This is a genomic window from Mycobacterium sp. NGS41 (assembly GCF_059812725.1).
Genome location: NZ_JCALDF010000013.1, coordinates 1 through 21213, shown reverse-complemented (window position 1 = coordinate 21213; position 21213 = coordinate 1). Strand labels below are relative to the sequence as shown.

Sequence of the window (21213 nt, the reverse complement as noted above, 5' to 3'; positions counted from 1 at the left end):
CTCGGCGAAATCGCAGCGGTTAGGCTGCCAAGCATGATCAGGAACACCGCGGTCGCCACCATTCTGCTGTCGTTGCCTGTCGTGGCGATGAGTGCCTGCAGTTCTGCTCAACATTCGGGCAGCCAGACCAGCAGCATCCCCGCAGTCCAGAGCAGTTCCCCCTCCACAACCAGTGCGGCGCCTACCGCCGGCACGCTGACAGCACACCTGAAAAATCCGGAGGGCACATTGGTCGCCAACGCGACGTTCGATTTCAGCGGGGGCCATGCCACGGTCCACGTGGAAACGGTCTGCCCGGGCATCCTGGCACCCGGTAGCCACGGCGTGCACATCCACGAAATCGGAAAATGTGAGCCCAACTCCGTTGCCCCGAACGGCGGGCCGTCGGGCAACTTCTTGTCCGCCGGCGGCCATTACCAGGCGCCCGGGCATACCGGTAAGCCGGAAAGCGGCGACCTGCCACCGCTCGAGGTGAACGCGGACGGCTCCGGTTCCCTGCAGACCACCACCGATGCCTTCACCCGGGAGGAGCTACTGGCTGGGAAGGGGACCGCGTTGATGATCCACGGCGTCGACCACATGGCGATGGACCGGATCGCATGCGGTGTCATCGGTACCGGGTAGCGCGGCGGTCACGTCGTGCGAAGCGGGGTCGCCACCGTCTCAACTAGCCGGCCCGGCGCTTTAGACTGAGCCGATGGCTGGCCGGATCTCCGATCGCGACATCGCCGCCATCCGCGAGCGGATTCGCATTGAGGACGTCGTCGCCGACTATGTGCAGCTTCGGAGAGCCGGGGCCGACTCCCTCAAAGGCCTGTGCCCATTCCACAACGAGAAGTCTCCGTCGTTTCACGTCCGCCCCAACCATGGTCACTTCCATTGCTTCGGCTGCGGTGAGGGCGGCGACGTATATGCCTTCGTCCAGAAGATCGAACACGTCAGCTTCGTCGAGGCGGTTGAACTGCTCGCCGACCGCGTCGGCCACACGATCAGCTACACCGGCCCGGCCACCAGCGTGCAGCGCGACCGCGGCAGCCGCAGCCGGCTGATCGCGGCCAATGCTGCCGCGGCGGAGTTTTATGCGGCGGCGCTGGAATCCGAGGAGGCAGCGCCGGCCCGTCAGTACCTGAAGGAGCGGAACTTCGATGCCGAAGCCGCGCGCCGCTTCGGCTGCGGGTTCGCGCCCTCTGGCTGGGAGTCATTGACAAAGCATCTGCAGCGCAAGGGCTTTGAGTTCAAAGAGCTGGAAGCCGCGGGCCTGTCTCGTCAGGGCCGCCGCGGTCCGATGGACCGTTTTCACCGCCGGCTGCTGTGGCCCATCCGCACCGCGGCCGGCGAAGTGATCGGGTTCGGCGCCCGGCGGTTGTTCGACGACGACCCGATGGAGGCCAAGTACGTCAATACGCCCGAGACGCTGCTGTACAAGAAGTCCTCGGTGATGTTTGGCATCGATTTGGCCAAACGTGATATCGCCAAAGGGCACCAGGCGGTGGTCGTCGAGGGCTATACGGACGTAATGGCGATGCATCTGGCCGGTGTCACCACGGCCGTTGCGTCGTGCGGCACCGCGTTCGGCGACGAGCACCTGTCGATGTTGCGCCGGCTGATGATGGACGACAGCTTCTTTCGGGGTGAGTTGATCTACGTTTTCGACGGTGACGAGGCGGGTCGCGCCGCCGCACTCAAGGCGCTCGAGGGCGAGCAGAACTTGGCGGGTCAGTCCTTCGTCGCGGTGGCCCCCGACGGTATGGACCCCTGCGATCTACGGCTGAAGTCGGGCGACGGCGCACTGCGCGACCTGGTTGCCCGACGAACCCCGTTGTTCGAGTTCGCAATTCGCACCGCCCTTGCCGAGATGGACCTCGACAGCGCCGAAGGCAGGGTCGCCGCGCTGCGCCGCTGTGTACCCATGGTGGGCCAAATCAAAGACCCCACTTTGCGCGACGAGTACGCCCGGCAGCTCGCCGGCTGGGTCGGCTGGGCCGACGTCGCACAGGTCATCGGCCGGGTGCGCGACGAGGCCAAGAAATCCACCCGCCCCGGCCGCGCCGGCTCCGGATCCAAAGCCCCGCGTCGGGCCGCCCAGGAACCGCGCGACGTGCCCGCATCCCCAGAATCCACAGCCGCCCGTCCGGACCCGCGTGAGCCGACACTGTGGCCACAGCGCGAGGCGCTCAAATCGGCGTTGCAGTACCCGGCGCTGGCCGGCCCGGTATTCGACACGCTGACGGTGGAGAGCTTCACCCACCCCGGTTACGCGGCCGTGCGCGCGGCGATCGAAGCGGCGGGCGGCACCTCGGCGGGTATCACCGGTGCGGAGTGGATCGATGCGGTACGCCGGCACACTACGTCGCCGTTGACCGCGGGCCTGACCAGCGAACTGGGGGTGGAAGCGATCCAGGTCGACGACGAGAAGCTACCGCGCTACATTGCCGGCGTGCTGGCCCGTCTGCAGGAGGTTTGGATGGGCCGCCAGATTGCCGACGTCAAGTCGAAGCTGCAACGCATGTCACCGATCGAGCAGGGCGACGAGTATCACGCGCTGTTCGGCGACCTGGTCGCGATGGAGGCCTACCGGCGCAGCCTGCTTGAGCAGGCCAGCGGAGACGATCTCACCGCGTGACGCGCTAGCCGCTAGTTGGCCTGCCGCTCGTCGACCCGGTCGACGACGGTGGTTGCGTTGTCGATCTCGGCCAGGGTCACAAACCCCGCATCGGGTGAGATCCGATTCGCAATCTTGCGGCGGCCCCCTTCGATCACCGACCGAGCCGCGGGACTGCCGGTAACGGCCCGATAGGTGCCGACGATCTGCTCGTATCGGCGCCGCCCGGCCTTGGTACCCAGCACGTAACCCACCCCGAGCACGAAGACATACCCGATCAAAGCGGCCCCTCCCGGATTATGGTGCGAATGGCTCCATCCTGCCTCACACAGCTGGGTGCGCGCCTGCCGTGCCGGTAGTTGGGCTTGCCAGTTGGTCAAGCTATCCCAGTACGCTAGAGTCGTCCCGCGATCCGCGCCAGCGCCGCGTGGACTGAGCAGTCCCCTGTAGCTCAATTGGCAGAGCGTTCGGCTGTTAACCGAAGGGTTCCTGGTTCGAGTCCAGGCGGGGGAGCTGTAGCTCCTGGTGAGGCACGCCCTGTGATGGCACCATTCGCGCATCGAACTTGCCCATGAGCTTTTCGACCAGCCGACGATGCGTGGTGTTCTGCGAGGCGGCAAGGAGCCACCGGCCATCAATCCGTACAGCGATGGTGGTGTTCACCCTGGTACTGCCTCGATTCCGCCGGCGCGCCCCCTTCATCACCGCGCCTTTTGCGTTGATCAGCGCCACGTCGGGCGTCAGAAACCGAAGTTGGGTGATCTCGGTATCCAAGCGCGACCCCTTGAGTCTCTTGAACAGCCATACATACGAGGCCGCGATTGCTTCGCGACCTTTGTGGTGACTGCCCAGGAACGTGACGTAGTCCGCGTCGGGCGTGAACACGCCGGCGTAGGCCTCAGGATCCCCTGCGGCCCAGGCCCTTGTCTGTCGATCAAGCAGGTCGCGGATAGCATCCTCATCGGCGCGCCGGTCACTGCTCACCACGTCACTCCTATCCCATTGCCGCAGAACGGTTATCGCGTGGCGAGATCCGCAACAGCGGCTTCAATCTCCGCGACGCGGGCCGGATCGATGCCCCAGGGGCCGTCCACCCCAACGCGTTTGTCCAGATCCCACAGCACGCACCGCTCGCCCGGCTGCGCGACCAATGACCACGCGATGACCGTCCTGCGCAGCTGTTCGTCGGCTGAATCACCGGCGCCCGGGGTATCTGCAGTGGCGCTGCCCTCCGGATAGTGATGCAAAAACTCGCCGTATGCCTTGTCGCAGAACGCCGAATACCGCGTCGTGCAAAGGATCAGGCCGTGCCAGGCCTCATCGACCGCGCGGGACGGCATCCCGATCACCTGCTTGTCCCGCAGCGCGGGTGCGCAGCAGCGAAGCCACTGTCGCAATCCGGTCTCGACGAGCGCCCGGGGCTGCCACGGACAGGTCTTGAACACCGCAGCAGGAAGCTCGAGTTCAGCCGCCGCAATACCGGCTCGGCTGTATCGGTCCTCGGCTCGGCGCCGCACGCGATAACTGTATGCGGCGCGAGAAGCGCGCGTAACCTTGGCCCTCTCCTGCTTGGGATCTTGACCACCGTGGTGGTTCTCGGTGTTCTTGCCTTAATGGTCGTGACGATGAGGCGTGCCGCGCGCGCCAGACGGGGCTCAGGGCGCGATGGCATCTGGATGACCGGCGCCGGGGGATGGGAAGGCGGCGGTGATTTCGGTAGCTACGGCCACGGTGGACATAGCGGCCACGGTGGACATAGCGGTTGTGGTGGTGGTCACCACAGTGGCTGCGGCGGCGGGCACAGTGGCTGCGGCGGCGGAAGCGGTTGCGGCGGAGGTGGCTGCGGCGGCGGGAGTTAGTCGTAGGCCGGGATCCAGATCGTGTCGAGGACGGCTTGGGCGACGTCGTCGTGGGTGCTGGTCGCCACCCCCTCGGCGACAGCGGCATGGTAGACGGCCTCGGCGACCGCCGCCGAGATGGCGCACAGGTTCTGCACGTCCGGCAATAGCGCGGCACCGATGATGGTCGGATCGGCTTGTTGTGCAATCGATTTCGCTGCCGCATGCAGCATGCCCTGGGTTAGCAGTCTGGCTCCGGATACGATGACGCCCAGCCCGATTCCGGGAAACACCAGCATGTTGTTGGCCTGGCCGATGGTGTAGGTGATGCCGTCGTATTCGACGGGCGCGACCGGACTGCCGGTGGCGACCAGCGCCTTGCCATTCGACCAGTCCAGTAGGTCGGCCGGCATGGCTTCCATGCGGGAGGTCGGGTTGGAGAGCGGGAAGATCATCGGGCGTTCGCAGCACGCCGTCATCGCCTCGACCACCTCCTGGGTGAAGGCGCCCGACATCGTTGAGCAGCCGAACAGGATGGTGGGTGACGCCAGCTTGATCGCGTCGACCAGTGCGACCCGGTCTCCGGCTGCCACCCCCAACTGGTCGCGGTTCTTCGCGTAGGGCGCCTGGAAGTCGCGCAGGTCGTCCATGTCGTCGAACAGCAGGCCCTGCTTGTCGATCGGCCAGATCTGTGCGGTGGCCTGCTCGGCGGTGGCGCCGTCGGCGACCATCGCGTCGCGGATCTGGTCGGCGACGCCCATCCCGGCGGTTCCGGCTCCGAAGACGACCGCTATCTGGTCGCGCATCGGGACACCGGTGACGTCCGATCCGCCGTACATGGCCGCCACGACGACTGCGCCAGTTCCCTGCACGTCGTCGTTGAACACGCAGCAATCCTCGCCGTAGGTTTCCAGGATCATCCGTGCGTTCGCCGGCCCGAAGTCCTCGAAATGCAGCATCGCGCGGGGAAACAGCCGGTGAGCGGTGTCGATGTAGCGCTTGATGAACTCGTCGTATTCGGGGCCGTGGCGACGGGCATGCCGATTACCCAGATAGAACGGGTCTTGCAGCAGCTGTTCATTGTCGGTGCCGACGTCAAGCGAGACCGCGAGGCAGCGGCGCGGATCGATACCACCGCCGGCGGTGTAGAGCGCCAGCTTGCCCACGGCGATCTGGATGCCGCCCACACCCCAGTCACCGATACCCAGGATCGCCTCGGCGTCGGTGCACACAATCAGGTCGACGTCGTCGGGTCCGAGCCCGAACGTTTCAAACGCTTCGGCGATCTCGTCGGGTTCGTCGATGCTCAGAAACAGTCCGCGCTGCCCCCGGTATTCGTCCGAAAAGCGTTGAATGGCCTCGCCGACGGTGGGCGTGTACACCACCGGCATCAGCTCGGGCAGATGCTCGGCCAGCACCTTGAAGTACAGGACTTCGTGGCGGTAGTGCAGTTGCTCCAGAAGCAGGTTGCGGCCCAGATCGGTTGCCATGCCTTGCAACTGGCGCCAGACACGGTCGGCCTGCTGTTCGAGCGTGAGCACTGCCGACGGCAGCCGGCCGGTCAGTCCCAGCCGCCGCCGTTGCTCATGCGTGAAGCCGACGCCACGGTTGAGGCTCGGCGCGGACAACGGAAGCGGGATCCGGGGCACACAGGCGTCGCTCATCGCAACCTCCGTTTGTGACTTGGCGCGTTAGGTCACGGTAACGCCGATCGAGGTAACGAAGGCCCCGTTCAGTGTGTAACCGGTGGAAGCACGCCAGTCACATCAGCCACGTCAGCCCCTACGATGCTTGGCCAGCGATTTTGCAACGTGGTATCACCCGCGATATCGCTTTGATGACTCGTATTGGCTTATGTCAAAGTGCCCACGGCCGCATTCGTTTCTCGGAACTTCTGTGCGAAGTGGCAGGTGACGAGTTCCCCCACAGTGCCGAAACTCGCCTTGAACGCTTATGCCGCGGGCGCGCGGCGCAGTCGTGCGACGAGTGGGTATAGCTGGCAGCCGAGGCAGATGCCGAAGGCGGCGTTGAGGAAAGCGGCGAACAGCGCGAACGCGGTCGCGACCACGCCGAGCAGCGGAATGGCGGCGGCGAAGCCGACGACCCCGATGACCGCGAATATGAACCCGACCAACTGGGCGAACTTCAGCGGCGCCACCGGCTCGCGCTCGGTGACCGGTCCGAGCCGCGGTGCGACGAGCTTTCGGAATAGCACTCCGTACGGGCTGTTGCCCGGGCCGCGCCACGCGCTGATCGCGAAGACGATGGTCTGGGCGCCCAAAATCATCGCGGCGGCCGGGGCGCTGAACGCCGAGACGACCAGCGTGAGCACCAACACGATGGTGCTGACCCAGGCGGCGAATCGCGGACCCCGCACATCCACTTGGCTGGTGTCGGTCGACTTCGTAGACGGAGTGTTGCTCACTGTCGCTCCTAGTTGCCGGTCAAGCCAAGAGAGGCTCTAGTGCCGTGCGCAGGTCAGCCGCCTTTGGCACGCCTGCGCTGCGATATCGTTGCCGTCCGCCGGCGTCGAAGATGAACGTGGTCGGTAGTGAGAGCACCGAAAATTGTTTAGCGGCAACTGGATTCGCGTCTATATCGATCTCCATGTGCGCCACCGAGGGCAAATCCGCGCACACCTGGTCGACCACGCGACGCACCGAGGCGCACGGACCGCACCACTCCGCGCTGAAGTGCACGACGGTCGGCACTGCATCGGACAAGCCGAGTTCCGGCGTGGCCTGCTGCAGCTGAGCGTCGGTTTCCCGCAATACGCCGGACCGCCGGGTGACCGCCACACCTATCACGGTGGCGCCCCCCAGCGCTGCGACGATGCCGGTCACGGCGATAGGAATGAGACTCACTTAGGCCGCTTCAGATCGAGAAGTCTTCGCCATGCCACACTCCGCCTTCGGGTGGCCGGATGACGCCGTCCGTTTGCTGGCCGGCGCCGTTGCCTTCCAGCCTGGCCACCCGGGTGAGCAGGGATTGCAGGCTGACACCCACCAGATCGGGCAGCACCGAGTCGTCTTCGGCTTTGCCGGGGCGGCTGATGACCTGGCCGGGGACCCCAACCACCACCGCGCTTGCCGGAACCTCCTTGACGACGACGGAGTTGGCGCCGATGCGGCTATCGTCGCCGATCTTGACCGGGCCCAGCACCTTTGCTCCGGCGCCGATGATCACGCGGTCGCCGACGGTGGGGTGGCGCTTACCGGTCTCCGAACCCGTGCCGCCGAGGGTGACGCCGTGGAAGAGCGTCACGTCGTCGCCCACCTCCGCGGTTTCTCCGATCACCACGCCCGTCGCGTGATCGATGAACAGGCCGCCGCCCAGCAGCGCACCCGGATGGATGTCGACGCCGGTCAGGATGCGGGTGAACGCCGCGATCACGCGCGCAGCCAGCCGGCGGCCACGACTCCACAGCCAGTGGCTGATCCGGTGGCCCCACACCGCGTGCACTCCGGGGTAGCTGAGGATGACTTCCAGCGTGGTTGGTTTCGCCGGATCGCGCTCCCTGGCCACCCGTATGTCGCGCCGTATCGCTGCCAGCATGGTCAATCGCTCAGGTCGGCGAACAACACGGTGCTCAGATACCGCTCGCCGAAGTCGGGGAGCACGACCACGATGAGCTTGCCGGCGTTGTCCGGCCGGCGGGCCAATTCGAGAGCGGCCGAAACGGCAGCACCCGACGAGATGCCGACCAGCAGTCCCTCTTCCCTGGCCAGCCGCCGGGCCAAATCGAGCGCGTCGTCGTTCTCGACGGTAAGAACCTCGTCGACCAACCCCATGTCCAACACCGGCGGGACGAATCCGGCGCCGATGCCTTGGATCGGGTGCGGTCCCTTCTGGCCGCCGGACAACACTGGCGACCCGGTGGGTTCTACGGCGACGAACTGCGCAGACGGCCTGCGCTCCTTGATGATCTGAGCGACTCCGGTGAGGGTGCCGCCGGTTCCGACTCCGGACACGAAGATGTCGACCTTGCCGTCGGTGTCGTGCCACACCTCCTCTGCGGTGGTCACGGCGTGTACCGCTGGATTGGCCGGATTCTCGAATTGCTGTGGGATGAAATACCGTTCGTCGGTCTTAGCCAATTCCTCGGCTTTGGCGATCGCGCCCGCCATGCCTTCCGCGCCGGGCGTCAGAACAAGTTCGGCGCCGTATGCGCGCAGCAGCATCCGCCGCTCGATGCTCATCGTGTCCGGCATAGTCAGCACGCACTTGTAGCCGCGCGCGGCGGCAACCATCGCCAGCGCGATGCCGGTGTTGCCGCTCGTCGGCTCCAGGATGATGGTGTCCGGCTTGATAAGGCCCGCACGCTCGGCCGCATCGATCATGGCTACCCCGATGCGGTCCTTAACGCTGCCAGCCGGATTGAAGGATTCCAGCTTGGCGACCACGTCGGCCACGGCGCCCTCGGTGACTCGGCGCAACCGGACCAACGGGGTTCCACCGATCAGTTGGGTGATGTTGTCGGCAATGGTCATTTGGGATCCTCAGGCGGCGTCGAAGGGATCGGCACTTGAAATGGTCCTATGAGTTCGGCTTCGGCGGTTGCTTCAGTATCCACTAGCCGGGGTGCCCGGGTACCGGGACCATCGGCAAGGCTGGGCGTGGACAAACCCGTCATGGTGGTCGATCTTCCTGAAGGATTGGCTGGCGCGTGTCGGCGGTTTGCCGGCTGTGGCCGGTTCGTCGGTAGGGCGCGAGGATTTCTGCAGCGTCAGATGGCGTCAGGAAATCAACAACAGTGACAACAACAACAGTGCACCACGGGGCGGCGCGAAAGGCGGAAGCGCGGCTGTGTCGGCTGTTGCATAACACCACTATAGGACAGCCGCAGAACGCGCCCGAAATTTGCCGACGTGCTGCCGTTCGTCGTGCCTGACCATGACTCGCGCGACGAGGACGAGTCCGACGATCGCTACGAGGAGCGGACCCCGGAGGGTGCGGGATGTCGGTCTTGTCAGGTCAGTACGCGGGGCCTAAACATGCAATGCAGGCCAACAGTATTGGTGACGAGCAACCCGATCAGGATGGTCCACAGAACGTAGTCGAAATCGAGGGTGATTCAGTGTTGGTGTCGGGCAAGGGAATTCCACCAGGAAGGCGTGTACTTACGAAACACCCCGACAGCCACCAGCAGCCGGATGTGGCGCTCATAGTCGATGGCATTACGCCCGTCGCAGGGTCGCCCGACAGGCGTCAGCTACCTGCTGCAGCCAACCTCGCCACAGCGGCGCGTCCGATCCGGGGCCCGCTGCGTCCGCGCGTCATCAAGCATGACTGCTGCTCTCTCTTTCACCGTTGGCGGATTCGGGGCATGGTCTTGTCCGAGAATCGTCGCGGAGTTGGCAAAGCGGGCAGAACAATTAGATCCGGGTGAGTCTTGAATGCAAGCCGCTGAGTCTCGAATTGCCGGAAAACGCAACCTGTGTGAAATTCAGGCGATCTAATTCTCTACACCCAGGACAAGACTCTTGCGCAGAAGCTGATTTTCCCTGCCGGATAGCATGCTCGATGGCATCGTCACCGAAGTCAGCCGTGTGAGCTGGACGGTCGATGTCGTCTGGCTAGATTTGTTCTCGCTGATTCCAAATCTACAGGCAGCCTCAGTTATGGCCGTAAACTGCGTATTCTATTGGGCGCAACGGCGTAGCGATGCAGATTGATAGGCACGCCAACAAATAAAAGGTGCGCTGAATATGTCCATGAAATTGGGGACCGGATGAGTCGCATGAGCAGCCGGTGGGCCGAGCGAAACTTATGAGCGGCGCGGCCGTTATAAAGCCGATGAACGCCTCGGGCCAGTTCTGTGTGCTCAGCGTCGAACCATTGGTGGTGATGGTGCGCCGGCCTTCGGAGTGTTACGAGCGCCTCGAGCAAATTTCGGTTCGTGGCCCGGGTGTCGATTTTCCCGACCATCACGCTGTCGATTCCGCACTTCGTGCTCATCGTGTTCGTCCTCAACATCTTGCTCGTCGAGATCGGCGTCAACCCCGTTCAGGTCCTGATAGTTCCGCGCATCCGGCGTGTGGTCGTAGAACAGCCTGGACCGAACGGTCGTGGTGGCCGTCTACGGGCAGCCGGCCCCGCATAGCCGGTGACACGGGATATGAGGAGAAAGACAAATGATTTTCACACAGCACTACCTCGCCTGTCTTTCGCAAGCGTCGTATCTCATCGGAGATGAAGGCACTGGCCGTGCGGTCGTGGTTGACCCACGCCGGGATATCGACGAATACCTCGGTGAAGCGGCTGAGCGTGGGCTCCGCATCGAGCGGGTCATCGAAACACACATCCACGCCGATTTCTTGAGCGGTCACTTGGAGCTGGCCGCGGCCACCGGGGCGCTGATCTCGTTCGGGGAAGGTGCGGACGTCGAGTTCCCGATCGAGCTGTTGCGGGACGGCCAGCGGATCTCGCTGGGAGAAGTGACACTCGAGGTTCTCGCGACACCCGGTCACACTCCCGAGTCGATCTGCATCGTGGCGTACGAGCACCCCGACGACGCAATTCCCTACGGTGTGCTCACCGGCGACACCCTGTTCGTCGGTGACGTAGGGCGCCCAGATCTGTTCGTGGCATCGGGTGTGTCGGCGGACGCGCTGGCCCAGCGGCTGTACGGGTCGTTGCACCACAAGCTCCTGAAGCTGCCCGAAACCACCCGCGTGTTTCCTGCCCATGGCGCCGGATCGAGCTGCGGCAAACAGCTTTCGAGTGAAACCAGTTCGACGATCGGCGAGCAGCGGCAGACCAACTATGCGCTGCAGACGCTCGACGTGGACGAATTTGTTGCCTCGATCACCGCGGGCCAGCCGGTACGGCCGCACTACTTCGAGTTCGCCGCACACCGCAATCGCGAATTACGCCCACTGCTGGACGCAAAACCGTTGCCGCTACTGGATATCGACGACGTGTGCAAGCTTGCCCAGACGGGAGCAGTCCTGCTGGACAGCCGCGAACCAACGGAGTACGCGACCGGTCACCTGCGCGGTGCGGTCAACGTCGGCCTGAAAGGCCGCTTCGCCGAATGGGCCGGCAACGTCTTGTCGCCGGACCGCGACATCGTGCTGGTCGGTGATGCTGCGCTGGCGCGTGAGTCCAAGATCCGCTTGTCCCGCGTGGGATTCGACCGGGTAGTCGGTCAATTACGGGATCTCGCAGAGGTTTTGGCGCTGCGGCCAGATCTCGTCGAGACCAGTGTACGACTGACGGTCGAGCAGCTCGCGGAATTGCGAGAGCTTGAGCCCCGACTGCGACTCGTGGACGTGCGCGGCCCACAGGAAACGGCGACGGGCATCATTCCCGGCGCGATCGAAATCCCACTCGCGACCGTTACGGATTCGATCGGAAGTCTCGACCGCGGGTCGCCGTTGGTCGTCTACTGCGCCGCCGGCTATCGGTCCATGGTGGCCGCAAGCGTACTTCGGGCGTCGGGCTTTGACGATGTGTCGGACCTGATCGGAGGATTCGCCGCCTGGCAGGATGCCGGCCTCGCGTCGTCGTGTGGCAGCCAAGCTGCCGACACCGATCCGGATGCGGAAGACGCACCGCAGGCGGGCGTTGCGGCCAGGGCGACGGTCGACCTCAGCCCCGCTCTGGTTGTGCACCGAGAAGAGCCGCTGAACTGTGAGACTTCGCTCGCCAGCCTGATCGGAGGTTCCGTGATGCCCACAGACCACTTTTACATCCGCAACCATTTCACGACACCGGTGCTGGATCCGCAGCGGTATGAGTTGACGGTCACCGGGATGGTGGAGCGGCCGTCGCGTTTCAGCCTGCGCGATCTGCGCGATATGCCGTCAGAGTCGCTCGTCGCCACACTGGAATGCGCGGGCAATGGCCGGTCTCGTTTCGACCCGCCGGTCGCGGGTGAGCAGTGGCAATTCGGGGCAGCCAGCACTGCCGAATGGACAGGTGTACCGCTGGCGGAGATCCTGGACCGCGCAGGTTTGACGCCGGCCGCCCATGATGTCGTGTTCCGGGGTGCTGACGCCGGGCTGGTCGACGGCGGAACCGGACCGGTGCGGTTCGAGCGGGCCCTGTCGGTGGACGACGCGCATTTCTGTGGTGCACTCGTCGCCTACGCGATGAACGGCGAACCGTTGCCGCTGCAGCACGGTCGTCCCATCCGGTTGGTCGTTCCCAGCTGGTATTCGGTGGCCTCAGTCAAGTGGCTGACGGAGATCGAGGTGATCGACCGTCCATTCGAGGGTTTCTTCCAGACACAGCGATACAGCTACGAATGGCAACGTGATGACGGCATTGTCCGGGAGCCGGTGCGGTTGCAGCGCGTTCGCGCGTTGATCGCCGAGCCTGCCGACGGCGCCTCGGTGCCGGCCGCCGGATTTATGGTGCGCGGCGTTGCCTGGTCGGGGACGGCGCCGATCGAACGGGTCGAAGTCTGCGTGGGTGAGGGCGCGTGGCAGCCCGCGCGACTCGTCGGCGAACGCCGTCGGCACAGCTGGCAGTGGTGGGAACTGTTCACACATTGCCGGCGCGATGCAACCGGATGTCGCACGACTGTGCGAGCGCGCGCGACCGACCGTGTCGGGCAAATCCAGCCCGAGCGGCCGGAATGGAATCGTCTCGGCTACGGCGCCAACGCGATCCAGGCAGTCTCGGTCGAGGTCAGGTGAGCGACGGCGCGTCCGAGTCGAGGTGCCCGTGGTTGGCGGTGATATCGCAGACACACAACTGTGCGAGGTCCTTTGACCCTCGGCGCAGCTGCGAACCACGATTGCGCAGCAGGTGCTGCATGTAAACCTTGTCGCGTTGCTGTGGGGAGAACGCCAGGTCGAGATTGACGGGGAACCCCGCCCAGTCGACGTGGTGGTCACGCGCCGACGGCTGGTCACTGGATGGATTGTCGCCGGCCACGCCGCGCCGCAGCCAACACTGCAACGGGCACACCGTGTTCACGGCGTCCCGAACGGGACCCTCACACTCTCGAGCCACGAGTACGTCCCTCCCTCGAGTGCGCAACCGACCTTGAGGGAATCGTGCGACGCCGATGTTTCACCCGTGGGTGCCCGACGTTTCCGCCGCATTACGGTTTCCGCATCCGCGCCAGTTGAAGGCTGCGGCAGATGTCTCAGTAGACGTCTCTGTGGTAGCGCTTGTCGGCACTCAGCGACCGCACGTAGTCCTCGGCCGCAACAGGGTCGAGATTCCCGTGTTCGGCCGCGATCTCACAGATCGCGCGGTCGACGTCTTTGGCCATCGGGTCGGCGGTACCGCAGACGTAAAGATGTGCCCCGTCCTGCAACCATCGCCACAGTTCGGCCCCGCGCTTGCGCATCAGGTGCTGCACGTAGACCTTCTCGCGCTGGTCGCGCGAGAATGCCAGGTCTAGCTCGGTGAGAAAGCCGTCGGCGCGCATCTTTTCGATCTCGTCGCGGTAGTAGTAGTCGGTGGCGGCGTGCTGTTCGCCGAAGAACAGCCAGTTGGGTCCGGTGTGACCGAGCGCGCGGCGCTCCTGCAGGAAACCGCGGAACGGGGCGATCCCGGTTCCCGGGCCGATCATGATCATCGGCGTGTTTGACTCCCTCGGGGGCCGGAAGTTGCTCGATGGCTGCAGATATACGGCAACTCGATCGCCGGGGGAACGAGCGGCAAGGTAGGTCGAACACACGCCACGGCGCGGGACGCCCTGGAAGTTGTAGCGTACCGGCGAGACGGTCAGGTGAACTTCTCCCGGGCACTCTTTGGGGCTCGACGAGATCGAGTACAACCGCGGTTGAAGGCGTTTGAGGACCCTCAGCCACTCGTGTGCCGACGCGGAGACCGGCAGCTGCCTCAGCAGGTCGATAGACTGGCGCCCCCACGCCCAATTGCTCAGGGCGGCTTTGTTTTCTGGCTTCAGCATCTCCGCGAGCTTAGGGTTGCCGGTGCGTTGCTGCACGAACCGCACCAGGTCTCGGCTGATGTGGGCGATCTCGATTCGCTCGGTGAGCGCGGAGCGCAACGACATCAGCCCATGCTCGCCGACCTCGACCGGGGTCTGCGCGTCCAGGCCGGTGACCGCCAGCCATTCGTCGACGAGGCAGTCGCTGTTGCGCGGCCACACCCCGAGCGCGTCGCCGGCCTCATAGGTTGCGGCCTCACCGGGAAGGTCAAATACTATCTGCCGCACGTCTTTTGCGGAGCTCGGTCCGCTGAGCATGGTGTTGCGGGTCATGCCGGTGACCAGCGGGCGTTTTTTGTTGTAGGTGGGTGCTCCGGCACGGGCGGCCTGAATAGGGGGCGACGCGGCGGGGGCGCGCGTCGGTGCGACGGTCCCCCGGCCGACCCCGGTGGGTTTGCGAGTCAGCGTTTGGATGACATCGCGCAGCCACCCTGCGGCCGCGTCTTCATAGTCGGGTTCGCAGTCGACCCGGGGGACCAGCCGGGTGGCGCCCAGCTCGGACAGGCGTTCGTCGAGTTTTCGCCCGTGACCGCAGAAGTCGCCGTAGTTGGAGTCGCCCAACGCCAGAACCGCATAACGTGTATCGGTGAATTTCGGTGCGCCGCTGCCGGTTAGCGTGCGCCACAGGGCTGCACCGTTGTCCGGCGGTTCGCCGTCACCGGTGGTGCTGGTGATCAGCAGCAGCTGTCGCGCCGCGGGTAGTTCGGTCGCCGGGAAGTCGTCCATGGCGTGCAGCGTGACCGGCAGTCCAGCCGCGCCCAGTTGTGCGGCGATATCGGTGGCGAGCTCTTCGGCGTTCCCGGTCTGGGAGGCCCACAGCAGGACGGTCGTGGCCCGCTCAGATGTAGCCGCTTGTGCCGGAGCGGGTTCCGGGCCACTGGCTACGGTTTCTGACTGCGATGCCGGCGGCGTCTCGGCGCGCGCGAAGATTCCGGCGAGCAGACCATCCACCCAAAGTCGGGTGGCGGAATCGAACGGGGCGCTCAGCGGCAGGGTGGGCACGCCGTCCGTGCGGCGACCGGCTTCCGAACGCAGTCCGTCGATGAGTCCCGCGAGGTAAGAGCGTCCAAGGGGACCGAACTGCGGCGCCGGTTCGTTTGTCATACCGAGGATTTCGGCGAGGGCATCGACCTGGGCCATGCTGAATCCGGGCGCATCGTCGACAGCCGGCATGTCGGGCATCGCTGGATCAGACGTCGGAGCGACAGCGACCTTGGTCAGGGTGACAGCGCACGCCTTGTACTCCGGTTGGCGCGACACCGGATCGACGGCGTCGTTCGTGACGGCGTTGATCGACAAGTATTCGCCGAAGGCGTCATTCCAGTGGAACGGGGCAAAGCAACTGCCGGGCAGTACCCGGTCGGTGACGACGGCAGGCAACACGGCCCGCCCACGGCGGGAGGCGATTTCGACCGGATCGGTGTCGGCGATCTGCAGCCGGGTGGCGTCGTCGGGATGGATTTCGACGAACGGCCCGGGGTTGAGTTGGTTGAGTTTGGCGACTTTGCCGGTCTTGGTCATCGTGTGCCATTGGTGCGGCAAGCGCCCGGTATTGAGCAGGAACGGGAATTCGGCGTCGGGCATCTCTTCGGGCAGCAGGTGTGGCCGGGCGAAGAACACCGCTCGACCGTGTGGGGTGGGGAAGGCCAACCTGGGTACAGTGCCGTCTTCGCGCACCAATCGAGACTGGCTGACACCGTTGTTCAGGTAGCGGATCGGGTTGCGGTCGTTGTCGCTGTCCGGCGGGCATGGCCACTGCAGCGGAGTCTTGCGCAACCTGTCGTAGCTGGCTCCGCGCAGATCGTAGCCGGTGGCGGGGTTCCAGAACTGCTTGATCTCATCGAACACCTGCTCCGCTGAGGTATAGCTGAAGGAGTCCGAATACCCCATCGCGCAAGCGATCCTGGCGATGATCTGCCAGTCCGGCAGCGCCTGCCCTACTGGTTCGACGGCCTTTTGGAACAGGGTCAGGTTGCGTTCGGAATTGACCATCACGCCCTCGGACTCTGTCCACAAGGTGGCGGGCAGCAGCACGTCGGCGTATTCGTTGGTCTCGGTCTCCAGGAACGTGTCCTGAGTGATCACCAGCTCGGCGCTTTCCAGTCCGGCCAGCACCGTCTTCCGATTAGCCACCGTGGCAACGGGATTGGTGCAGATGATCCAGCACGCTTTGATCTTGCCGTCGGCCATGCGGGAGAACATTTCGATCACACCGTCGCTGACGTCGGTGCGCAGTGACCCGCGCGGAATGCCCCACCGGTCTTCCACGAATTCTCGGTCGTCGGTGGAGATCACCGTCCGCTGACCCGGCAGGCCCGGGCCCATGTAGCCCATTTCGCGTCCGCCCATCGCATTGGGTTGTCCGGTGAGCGAGAACGGACCGCTGCCGGGTTTGCAGATCGCGCCGGTGGCCAGATGCAGGTTGCAGATCGCGTTGGTGTTCCAGGTGCCGTGCGTGCTCTGGTTGAGTCCCATTGTCCAGCAACTCATCCAGTTTCCGGCTTCGCCGATCCAGCGCGCGGCCGTGCGAATGTCTTCGGCTGGAATACCGGTGATTTCGCTGACCTTGTCGGGGGTGAACTGCTGCAGAAAACTCGGCATCACCTCCCACCCTTTGGTGAATTCGGAGATGAATTCGTCTTCGGTATGGCCGTTTTCGACGATCAGGTGCAGCAATCCGTTCAGCAGTGCGAGATCAGACCCCGGGGCGATCTGCAGGAACAAGTCGGCCTTGGCGGCGGTCGCGGTGCGGCGCGGGTCGACGACGATCAGTTTCGCGCCGGCTTTGACCCGATCCATCATGCGCAGGAACAAGATTGGGTGGCAGTCGGCCATGTTCGCGCCGATGACGAAGAAAACATCGGCGTGGTCGAAGTCCTGATACGAGCCCGGCGGGCCGTCGGCGCCGAGGGATAGCTTGTAGCCCGAACTGGCACCGGCCATGCACAGTCGTGAGTTCGACTCGATCTGATTGGTGCCGATGAACCCTTTGGCCAGCTTGTTCGCCAGATACTGGGCCTCCAGCGACATCTGCCCCGACACGTACAACGCCACGGCGTCCGGGCCGTGCTTATCGACGATCGCGCGTAACCGCTTGGCGGACCGGGTGATAGCGGCGGCGGTGTCGATTGGTTCCAGGGGCTGGCCGCGGTCGGCCCGAACGTATGCCGACTCCGCCCGGCCGGGCGCCGCAAGCAGGTCGGCCGTGGTTGCGCCTTTGGTACATAACCGCCCGAAATTCGCGGGGTGGCTTTTGTTTCCGGCCGACTTCGCCACGTGACGCCGGCCGCTTTCCGGGTCGGTTGTGAGTTGCAACACCATGCCGCAGCCCACACCGCAGTAGGCGCACATGGTGTTCACGGTGTCCCCAGCCACGCCTACTGCCTCCCTCCCCCCGGATGCGCGCAACGAACGTTTGCGCAGATCGTGCGCCAAGGATGTTTCGACACCGGGTATCCGACGTTTCCGCGGTTTTACGGCTTCCTCGCAACGGATCCGGTGAGCTGGTGAACAATGTCGGGAAAACCGCTGTCGACCAGGGTTTTCGCAGGTCAACACCGACCAACCGATCCTGAATCAGGCTACCTGCGATGCTGCCCGTCGCGCGCGCCAGAAACAGGGTTCCGACGAAACAAGGGGCACATCCACAGTCTTCGTTAAGCTCGGTGCGTGCGTCGCCTGCTGGTCATGGTTTTGCTGACGCTGCTGGCGTCGGGTTTCTCGGGTTGCAGCGCGAAACCGCATCCACCGGCTGCGGCGCCACCCGACAAATGCAAGGCATCCGACGGGCCGAGCGCCGACACGGTGAAGCAGGCCATCGCGTCGGTCCCGATCGAGGTTGCCGGTTCGATGTGGGTGGAAATCGGGCGGGGGCATACCAAGAAATGCCGGTTGTATTGGGTGCAGATCATCCCGACGATTGCCAGCGAGTCGACGCCCCAGCAGCTGTTGTTCTTCGACCACAACACCGCGCTGGGTTCACCCACTCCGAACCCCAAGCCCTACATCACCGTGCTGCCGCCGACCGATGACACGATCACCGTCCGATACCAGTGGCAGAAGGGTAGCGATCAGGCCTGTTGTCCCAGTGGCGCGGGAACGGTGAAGTTCCAGATCGGACCCGACGGCAAGCTGAAAGCCCTCGGCCCGATCCCGAATCAGTAGCGGGCGCGAGCAGACGCAAAAGCCCCCGCACGCACGGCGTGTCGGGGGCTTTTGCGTCTGCTCGCCGCAGTCAGCCGGGCAGGTTCTCCGGGTGCAGCATTTCGGCGTAGCGCAGCGGCTCAGGGATGCCGAAGCCGTCGACGAGCGTCTCGGCATGCGGGCGTAGTTTGCGGCACCGATCGTTGATGCCCCGGGTGACCGCCTTGGCTCGCTCAGTGGACAGGTAGGTGTGCTCGACGTACCAGGCCTTGTCCTCCTCGATCACCGACAGCGCATACAGGTCGCACACAAGCTCCAGCAGCTCGCGGGCCTCAGTGTCTTCGCACGACTCGATTCCTGCGACGAACGCTTCCAACACCACCCGGTCAATGTGGGCCTGCGCCGCGTGCAGCACATGATCCTGCACCGTGTTGAACGCGTCGAACGCCGACATCTCCTTGGATTTGCCCTGTAGCCGACGCGCGACCGACGACAGCAGATAATCCTCGCGCTCCTCGAACATGGTGACCTGGGTGCCGCGGTTGAACAGGCTGCCTTCTTCTTCGCTGTCCTGCCGGGCGTCCACGATGCGCTGCATGATCGCTTCGGCCGCGGTGCGTTTCATCACCCGGTCGCCGACCGTGTTAGCCGCGAAACGTACCCATTCCACCGGACTCATGCTTTTGATGTCGTCGGCGTAGGCGGTCAACAGCTCCTTGGCGACCAATTGGGTCAGCACGTGGTTGTCGCCTTCGAACGTAGTGAACACGTCGGTGTCGGCCCGCAGTGCGATCAGCCGGTTCTCGGCCATGTAGCCCGCGCCGCCGCATGCCTCTCTGGCTTCTTGAATGGCCCGGCTGGCATGCCAGGTGTTGGCCGCCTTCAATCCGGCAGCGCGAGCTTCCAGCTCACGCTGCTCCTCGGCATCCACCACGTCCGACGTCTGCAGGTCGTGGGTCTTGGACACCAGTTCGTTCTGCGCGAATTGCAGTGCATAGGACCGCGCTATCAACGGAAACAGCCGCCGCTGATGTACCAGGTAGTCCATGATCAGCACTTCGCTGTCGTCGTCGGGTGAGCTGAATTGCTTGCGCTGCAACGCATATCGGGTGGCAATGTCGAGTGCGACCTGCGTGGCGGCGCCTGCGCTGCCGCCCACGGTGACGCGGCCGCGGATCAGCGTGCCGATCATGGTGAAGAACCGGCGGTTGGCGTTGTCGATAGGCGATGTGTAGGTCCCGTCCGGTGCGACGTCTCCGTACTTGTTGAGCAGGTTGACGCGGGGGACCCGGACGTGGTCGAACATGATGCGACCGTTGTCGACGCCGGGTAGGCCGCCCTTGTAGTGGCAGTCCGATGTCGTCACGCCGGGTAGGTCGTTACCGTCGTCGTCGCGGATCGGCACCAGGACGCAGTGCACGCCGTGGTTGACCGGCTCGCCGTTCTCCTCGGTGATCAGTTGCGCGAAAACCGCTGCGATGGTGGCGGTCTCGGCGGCTCCGCCGATGTAGTCCTTGCGGGCTGACGGGGTCTCGGAGTGGACGACGAACTCTTCGGTTTCGGCGTCGTAGGTGGCCGTCGTCTCCAGCGACTGAACGTCGCTGCCATGTCCGGTCTCGGTCATCGCAAAACAACCGCGCAACTCGAGCGTGATGATGTCTTTCACGTAGTCGTGGTGGCGGTCGGTGCCCAGGTTCTCGACGGCACCGCCGAACAGACCCCATTGCACGCCGGCCTTGACCATCAGCGACAGGTCCGACATCGCCAGCATCTGGATCATCGTGATCGCGGCGCCTACATCCCCGGTGCCGCCATGCTCCTTGCGGAATCCTTCGTCGGAGATGCCCGCGGCGGCGATGATCTTCATCTGCTCGAACACTTTGGAGCGAGCGATCACGGTGTTCGGGGTGTAGTGCGGGCGGAATTGTTCATGTTCGAACTTGGCACGGGTCTGGTTCTTCACGTCGCGCCAACGCCCGTCCAGCGCGTTGCGCAGATGTTCGGCAGTGCTTGTCGTGTTCGGCGCCATATCCAGACCGTAACGTGCCGCGCGCGCCGCGCAAATAGGCCCGGCGAGCAGACGCAAAAGCCCCCGACACGCCGTGCTGGGGGGAGCTTTTGCGTCTGCTCGCGCAAACTAAATGGCATGCCGCAATACCTGGCCGCTGTCATGATCGTGCTCCTGTTGTGCACCGTGTTGGGCCGGGTGATGCTGATGCGCCGCAGCGGCACTCGGGCAATGCATTTCGGTGAGCTCGACAAAACGGACTTTTTGATACCGCCGGTGGCGTTGTTCTACTTCTATACGGTGTTCGCCGCCGCTTTCGGCTGGCCCCTGGTCAGCAGCCAGCGGTTCTTTCGATCCACCGCCGTCGCCTGGCTGGGAGTGGGGCTGTGCGCGGGCGGCGTGCTGATCCTGGTGCTGAGTCTGGTGTCATTCGGCAACAGCTTTCGGGTCGGCATCGACGCCGACAAACCCGGTCGGCTGGTCACCACGGGCATCTTCGCGGTGAGCCGCAATCCGATCTATGTCGGCTTCTTTCTGTTCCTGGTCGGCCAGCTCTTGGTGTTTCCCAACTGGGTTCCCCTCTGCTACCTGATCGCCGGCACTCTGCTGTTTCATCGCCAGGTGTTGCGGGAGGAAGAGTTCATGCGTCAGCGGTACGGCCAGGAGTACGCCGAGTACTGCAGCCGCGTCCGGCGGTATGTCTAGAGGT

At 64.5% G+C, this 21213-nt stretch carries 16 protein-coding genes, 1 tRNA gene and 2 pseudogenes; 8 read left to right on the top strand and 11 right to left on the bottom strand.

What is annotated here, in order from left to right:
* The first annotated feature begins 33 nt into the window (after nt 1–33).
* Both AC5Y21_RS13985 and dnaG read left to right on the top strand, forming a co-directional pair.
* On the top strand, nt 34–624 hold the full coding sequence (locus tag AC5Y21_RS13985) for a superoxide dismutase family protein (RefSeq protein ID WP_499913048.1): 591 nt from the start codon (nt 34–36) through the stop codon (nt 622–624).
* Nucleotides 625–697: 73 nt separating this feature from the next.
* A complete protein-coding gene (gene dnaG, locus AC5Y21_RS13980) occupies nt 698–2623 on the top strand; it encodes a DNA primase (protein WP_499913047.1) in 1926 nt (641 codons plus the stop codon).
* Between the two features lie 11 nt (nt 2624–2634).
* On the opposite strand, the gene AC5Y21_RS13975 is transcribed toward dnaG, so the two are convergent.
* Entirely contained in the window at nt 2635–2883 is a 249-nt protein-coding gene (locus AC5Y21_RS13975) for a hypothetical protein (RefSeq protein WP_499913140.1), read from the bottom strand.
* 159 nt (nt 2884–3042) lie between these two features.
* Here AC5Y21_RS13975 and AC5Y21_RS13970 point away from each other — a divergent pair.
* Nucleotides 3043–3115, top strand: a tRNA-Asn gene (locus tag AC5Y21_RS13970).
* Here AC5Y21_RS13970 and AC5Y21_RS13965 read toward each other — a convergent pair.
* From AC5Y21_RS13965 to cysK, 7 genes are all read right to left on the bottom strand, one after another.
* Complete coding sequence (locus AC5Y21_RS13965) at nt 3077–3586, bottom strand: SgcJ/EcaC family oxidoreductase (RefSeq protein ID WP_499913139.1); 510 nt, start codon at nt 3584–3586, stop codon at nt 3077–3079. The two genes, AC5Y21_RS13970 and AC5Y21_RS13965, sit on opposite strands and share 39 nt — an antisense overlap.
* A gap of 32 nt (nt 3587–3618) precedes the next feature.
* Nucleotides 3619–4119 (bottom strand): UCP032817 domain-containing protein, encoded by a 501-nt coding sequence (locus AC5Y21_RS13960; RefSeq protein WP_499913046.1) that lies wholly within the window; start codon nt 4117–4119, stop codon nt 3619–3621.
* Nucleotides 4120–4457: 338 nt separating this feature from the next.
* Nucleotides 4458–6104 carry an NAD-dependent malic enzyme gene (locus tag AC5Y21_RS13955; RefSeq protein ID WP_499913045.1) on the bottom strand — a complete coding sequence of 549 codons (1647 nt, stop codon included), beginning with the start codon at nt 6102–6104 and terminating at the stop codon, nt 4458–4460.
* Nucleotides 6105–6391: 287 nt separating this feature from the next.
* Nucleotides 6392–6865, bottom strand: coding sequence for a DUF4395 domain-containing protein (locus tag AC5Y21_RS13950; protein WP_499913044.1), 474 nt, complete (start codon nt 6863–6865; stop codon nt 6392–6394).
* 19 nt (nt 6866–6884) lie between these two features.
* Nucleotides 6885–7304 (bottom strand): thioredoxin family protein, encoded by a 420-nt coding sequence (locus AC5Y21_RS13945; RefSeq protein ID WP_499913043.1) that lies wholly within the window; start codon nt 7302–7304, stop codon nt 6885–6887.
* A gap of 10 nt (nt 7305–7314) precedes the next feature.
* Nucleotides 7315–7995 carry a serine O-acetyltransferase gene (cysE, locus tag AC5Y21_RS13940; protein ID WP_499913042.1) on the bottom strand — a complete coding sequence of 227 codons (681 nt, stop codon included), beginning with the start codon at nt 7993–7995 and terminating at the stop codon, nt 7315–7317.
* Nucleotides 7996–7997: 2 nt separating this feature from the next.
* Nucleotides 7998–8930: a cysteine synthase A gene (gene cysK, locus AC5Y21_RS13935; protein WP_499913041.1), complete on the bottom strand. Its 933-nt coding sequence runs from the start codon at nt 8928–8930 to the stop codon at nt 7998–8000.
* Nucleotides 8931–10472: 1542 nt separating this feature from the next.
* On the opposite strand from cysK, the pseudogene AC5Y21_RS13930 reads away from it, so the two are divergent.
* From AC5Y21_RS13930 to AC5Y21_RS13920, 3 genes and pseudogenes are all read left to right on the top strand, one after another.
* Nucleotides 10473–10550: pseudogene (locus AC5Y21_RS13930) on the top strand (CAP domain-containing protein); the annotation flags it as partial.
* A 24-nt stretch (nt 10551–10574) separates the two neighbouring features.
* Nucleotides 10575–11936: pseudogene (locus tag AC5Y21_RS13925) on the top strand (rhodanese-like domain-containing protein); the annotation flags it as partial.
* A gap of 177 nt (nt 11937–12113) precedes the next feature.
* Nucleotides 12114–13085: a sulfite oxidase gene (locus tag AC5Y21_RS13920; protein ID WP_499913138.1), complete on the top strand. Its 972-nt coding sequence runs from the start codon at nt 12114–12116 to the stop codon at nt 13083–13085.
* On the opposite strand, the gene AC5Y21_RS13915 is transcribed toward AC5Y21_RS13920, so the two are convergent.
* Both AC5Y21_RS13915 and AC5Y21_RS13910 read right to left on the bottom strand, forming a co-directional pair.
* Nucleotides 13078–13404, bottom strand: coding sequence for a hypothetical protein (locus AC5Y21_RS13915; protein ID WP_499913040.1), 327 nt, complete (start codon nt 13402–13404; stop codon nt 13078–13080). The genes AC5Y21_RS13920 and AC5Y21_RS13915 overlap by 8 nt on opposite strands.
* A gap of 136 nt (nt 13405–13540) precedes the next feature.
* Nucleotides 13541–17704 (bottom strand): bifunctional nitrate reductase/sulfite reductase flavoprotein subunit alpha, encoded by a 4164-nt coding sequence (locus AC5Y21_RS13910; protein WP_499913137.1) that lies wholly within the window; start codon nt 17702–17704, stop codon nt 13541–13543.
* Nucleotides 17705–18040: 336 nt separating this feature from the next.
* Here AC5Y21_RS13910 and AC5Y21_RS13905 point away from each other — a divergent pair, with 336 nt between their 5' ends.
* Entirely contained in the window at nt 18041–18517 is a 477-nt protein-coding gene (locus AC5Y21_RS13905; RefSeq protein ID WP_499913136.1) for an LppP/LprE family lipoprotein, read from the top strand.
* 70 nt (nt 18518–18587) lie between these two features.
* Here the strand turns inward: AC5Y21_RS13905 and AC5Y21_RS13900 are convergent, their stop codons facing one another.
* A complete protein-coding gene (locus tag AC5Y21_RS13900; protein WP_499913039.1) occupies nt 18588–20525 on the bottom strand; it encodes an acyl-CoA dehydrogenase family protein in 1938 nt (645 codons plus the stop codon).
* A gap of 117 nt (nt 20526–20642) precedes the next feature.
* On the opposite strand from AC5Y21_RS13900, the gene AC5Y21_RS13895 reads away from it, so the two are divergent.
* The gene (locus AC5Y21_RS13895) at nt 20643–21209 is read left to right on the top strand and encodes a methyltransferase family protein (RefSeq protein ID WP_499913038.1); all 567 of its coding nucleotides are present in this window, start codon (nt 20643–20645) and stop codon (nt 21207–21209) included.
* Nucleotides 21210–21213: the final 4 nt, after the last annotated feature.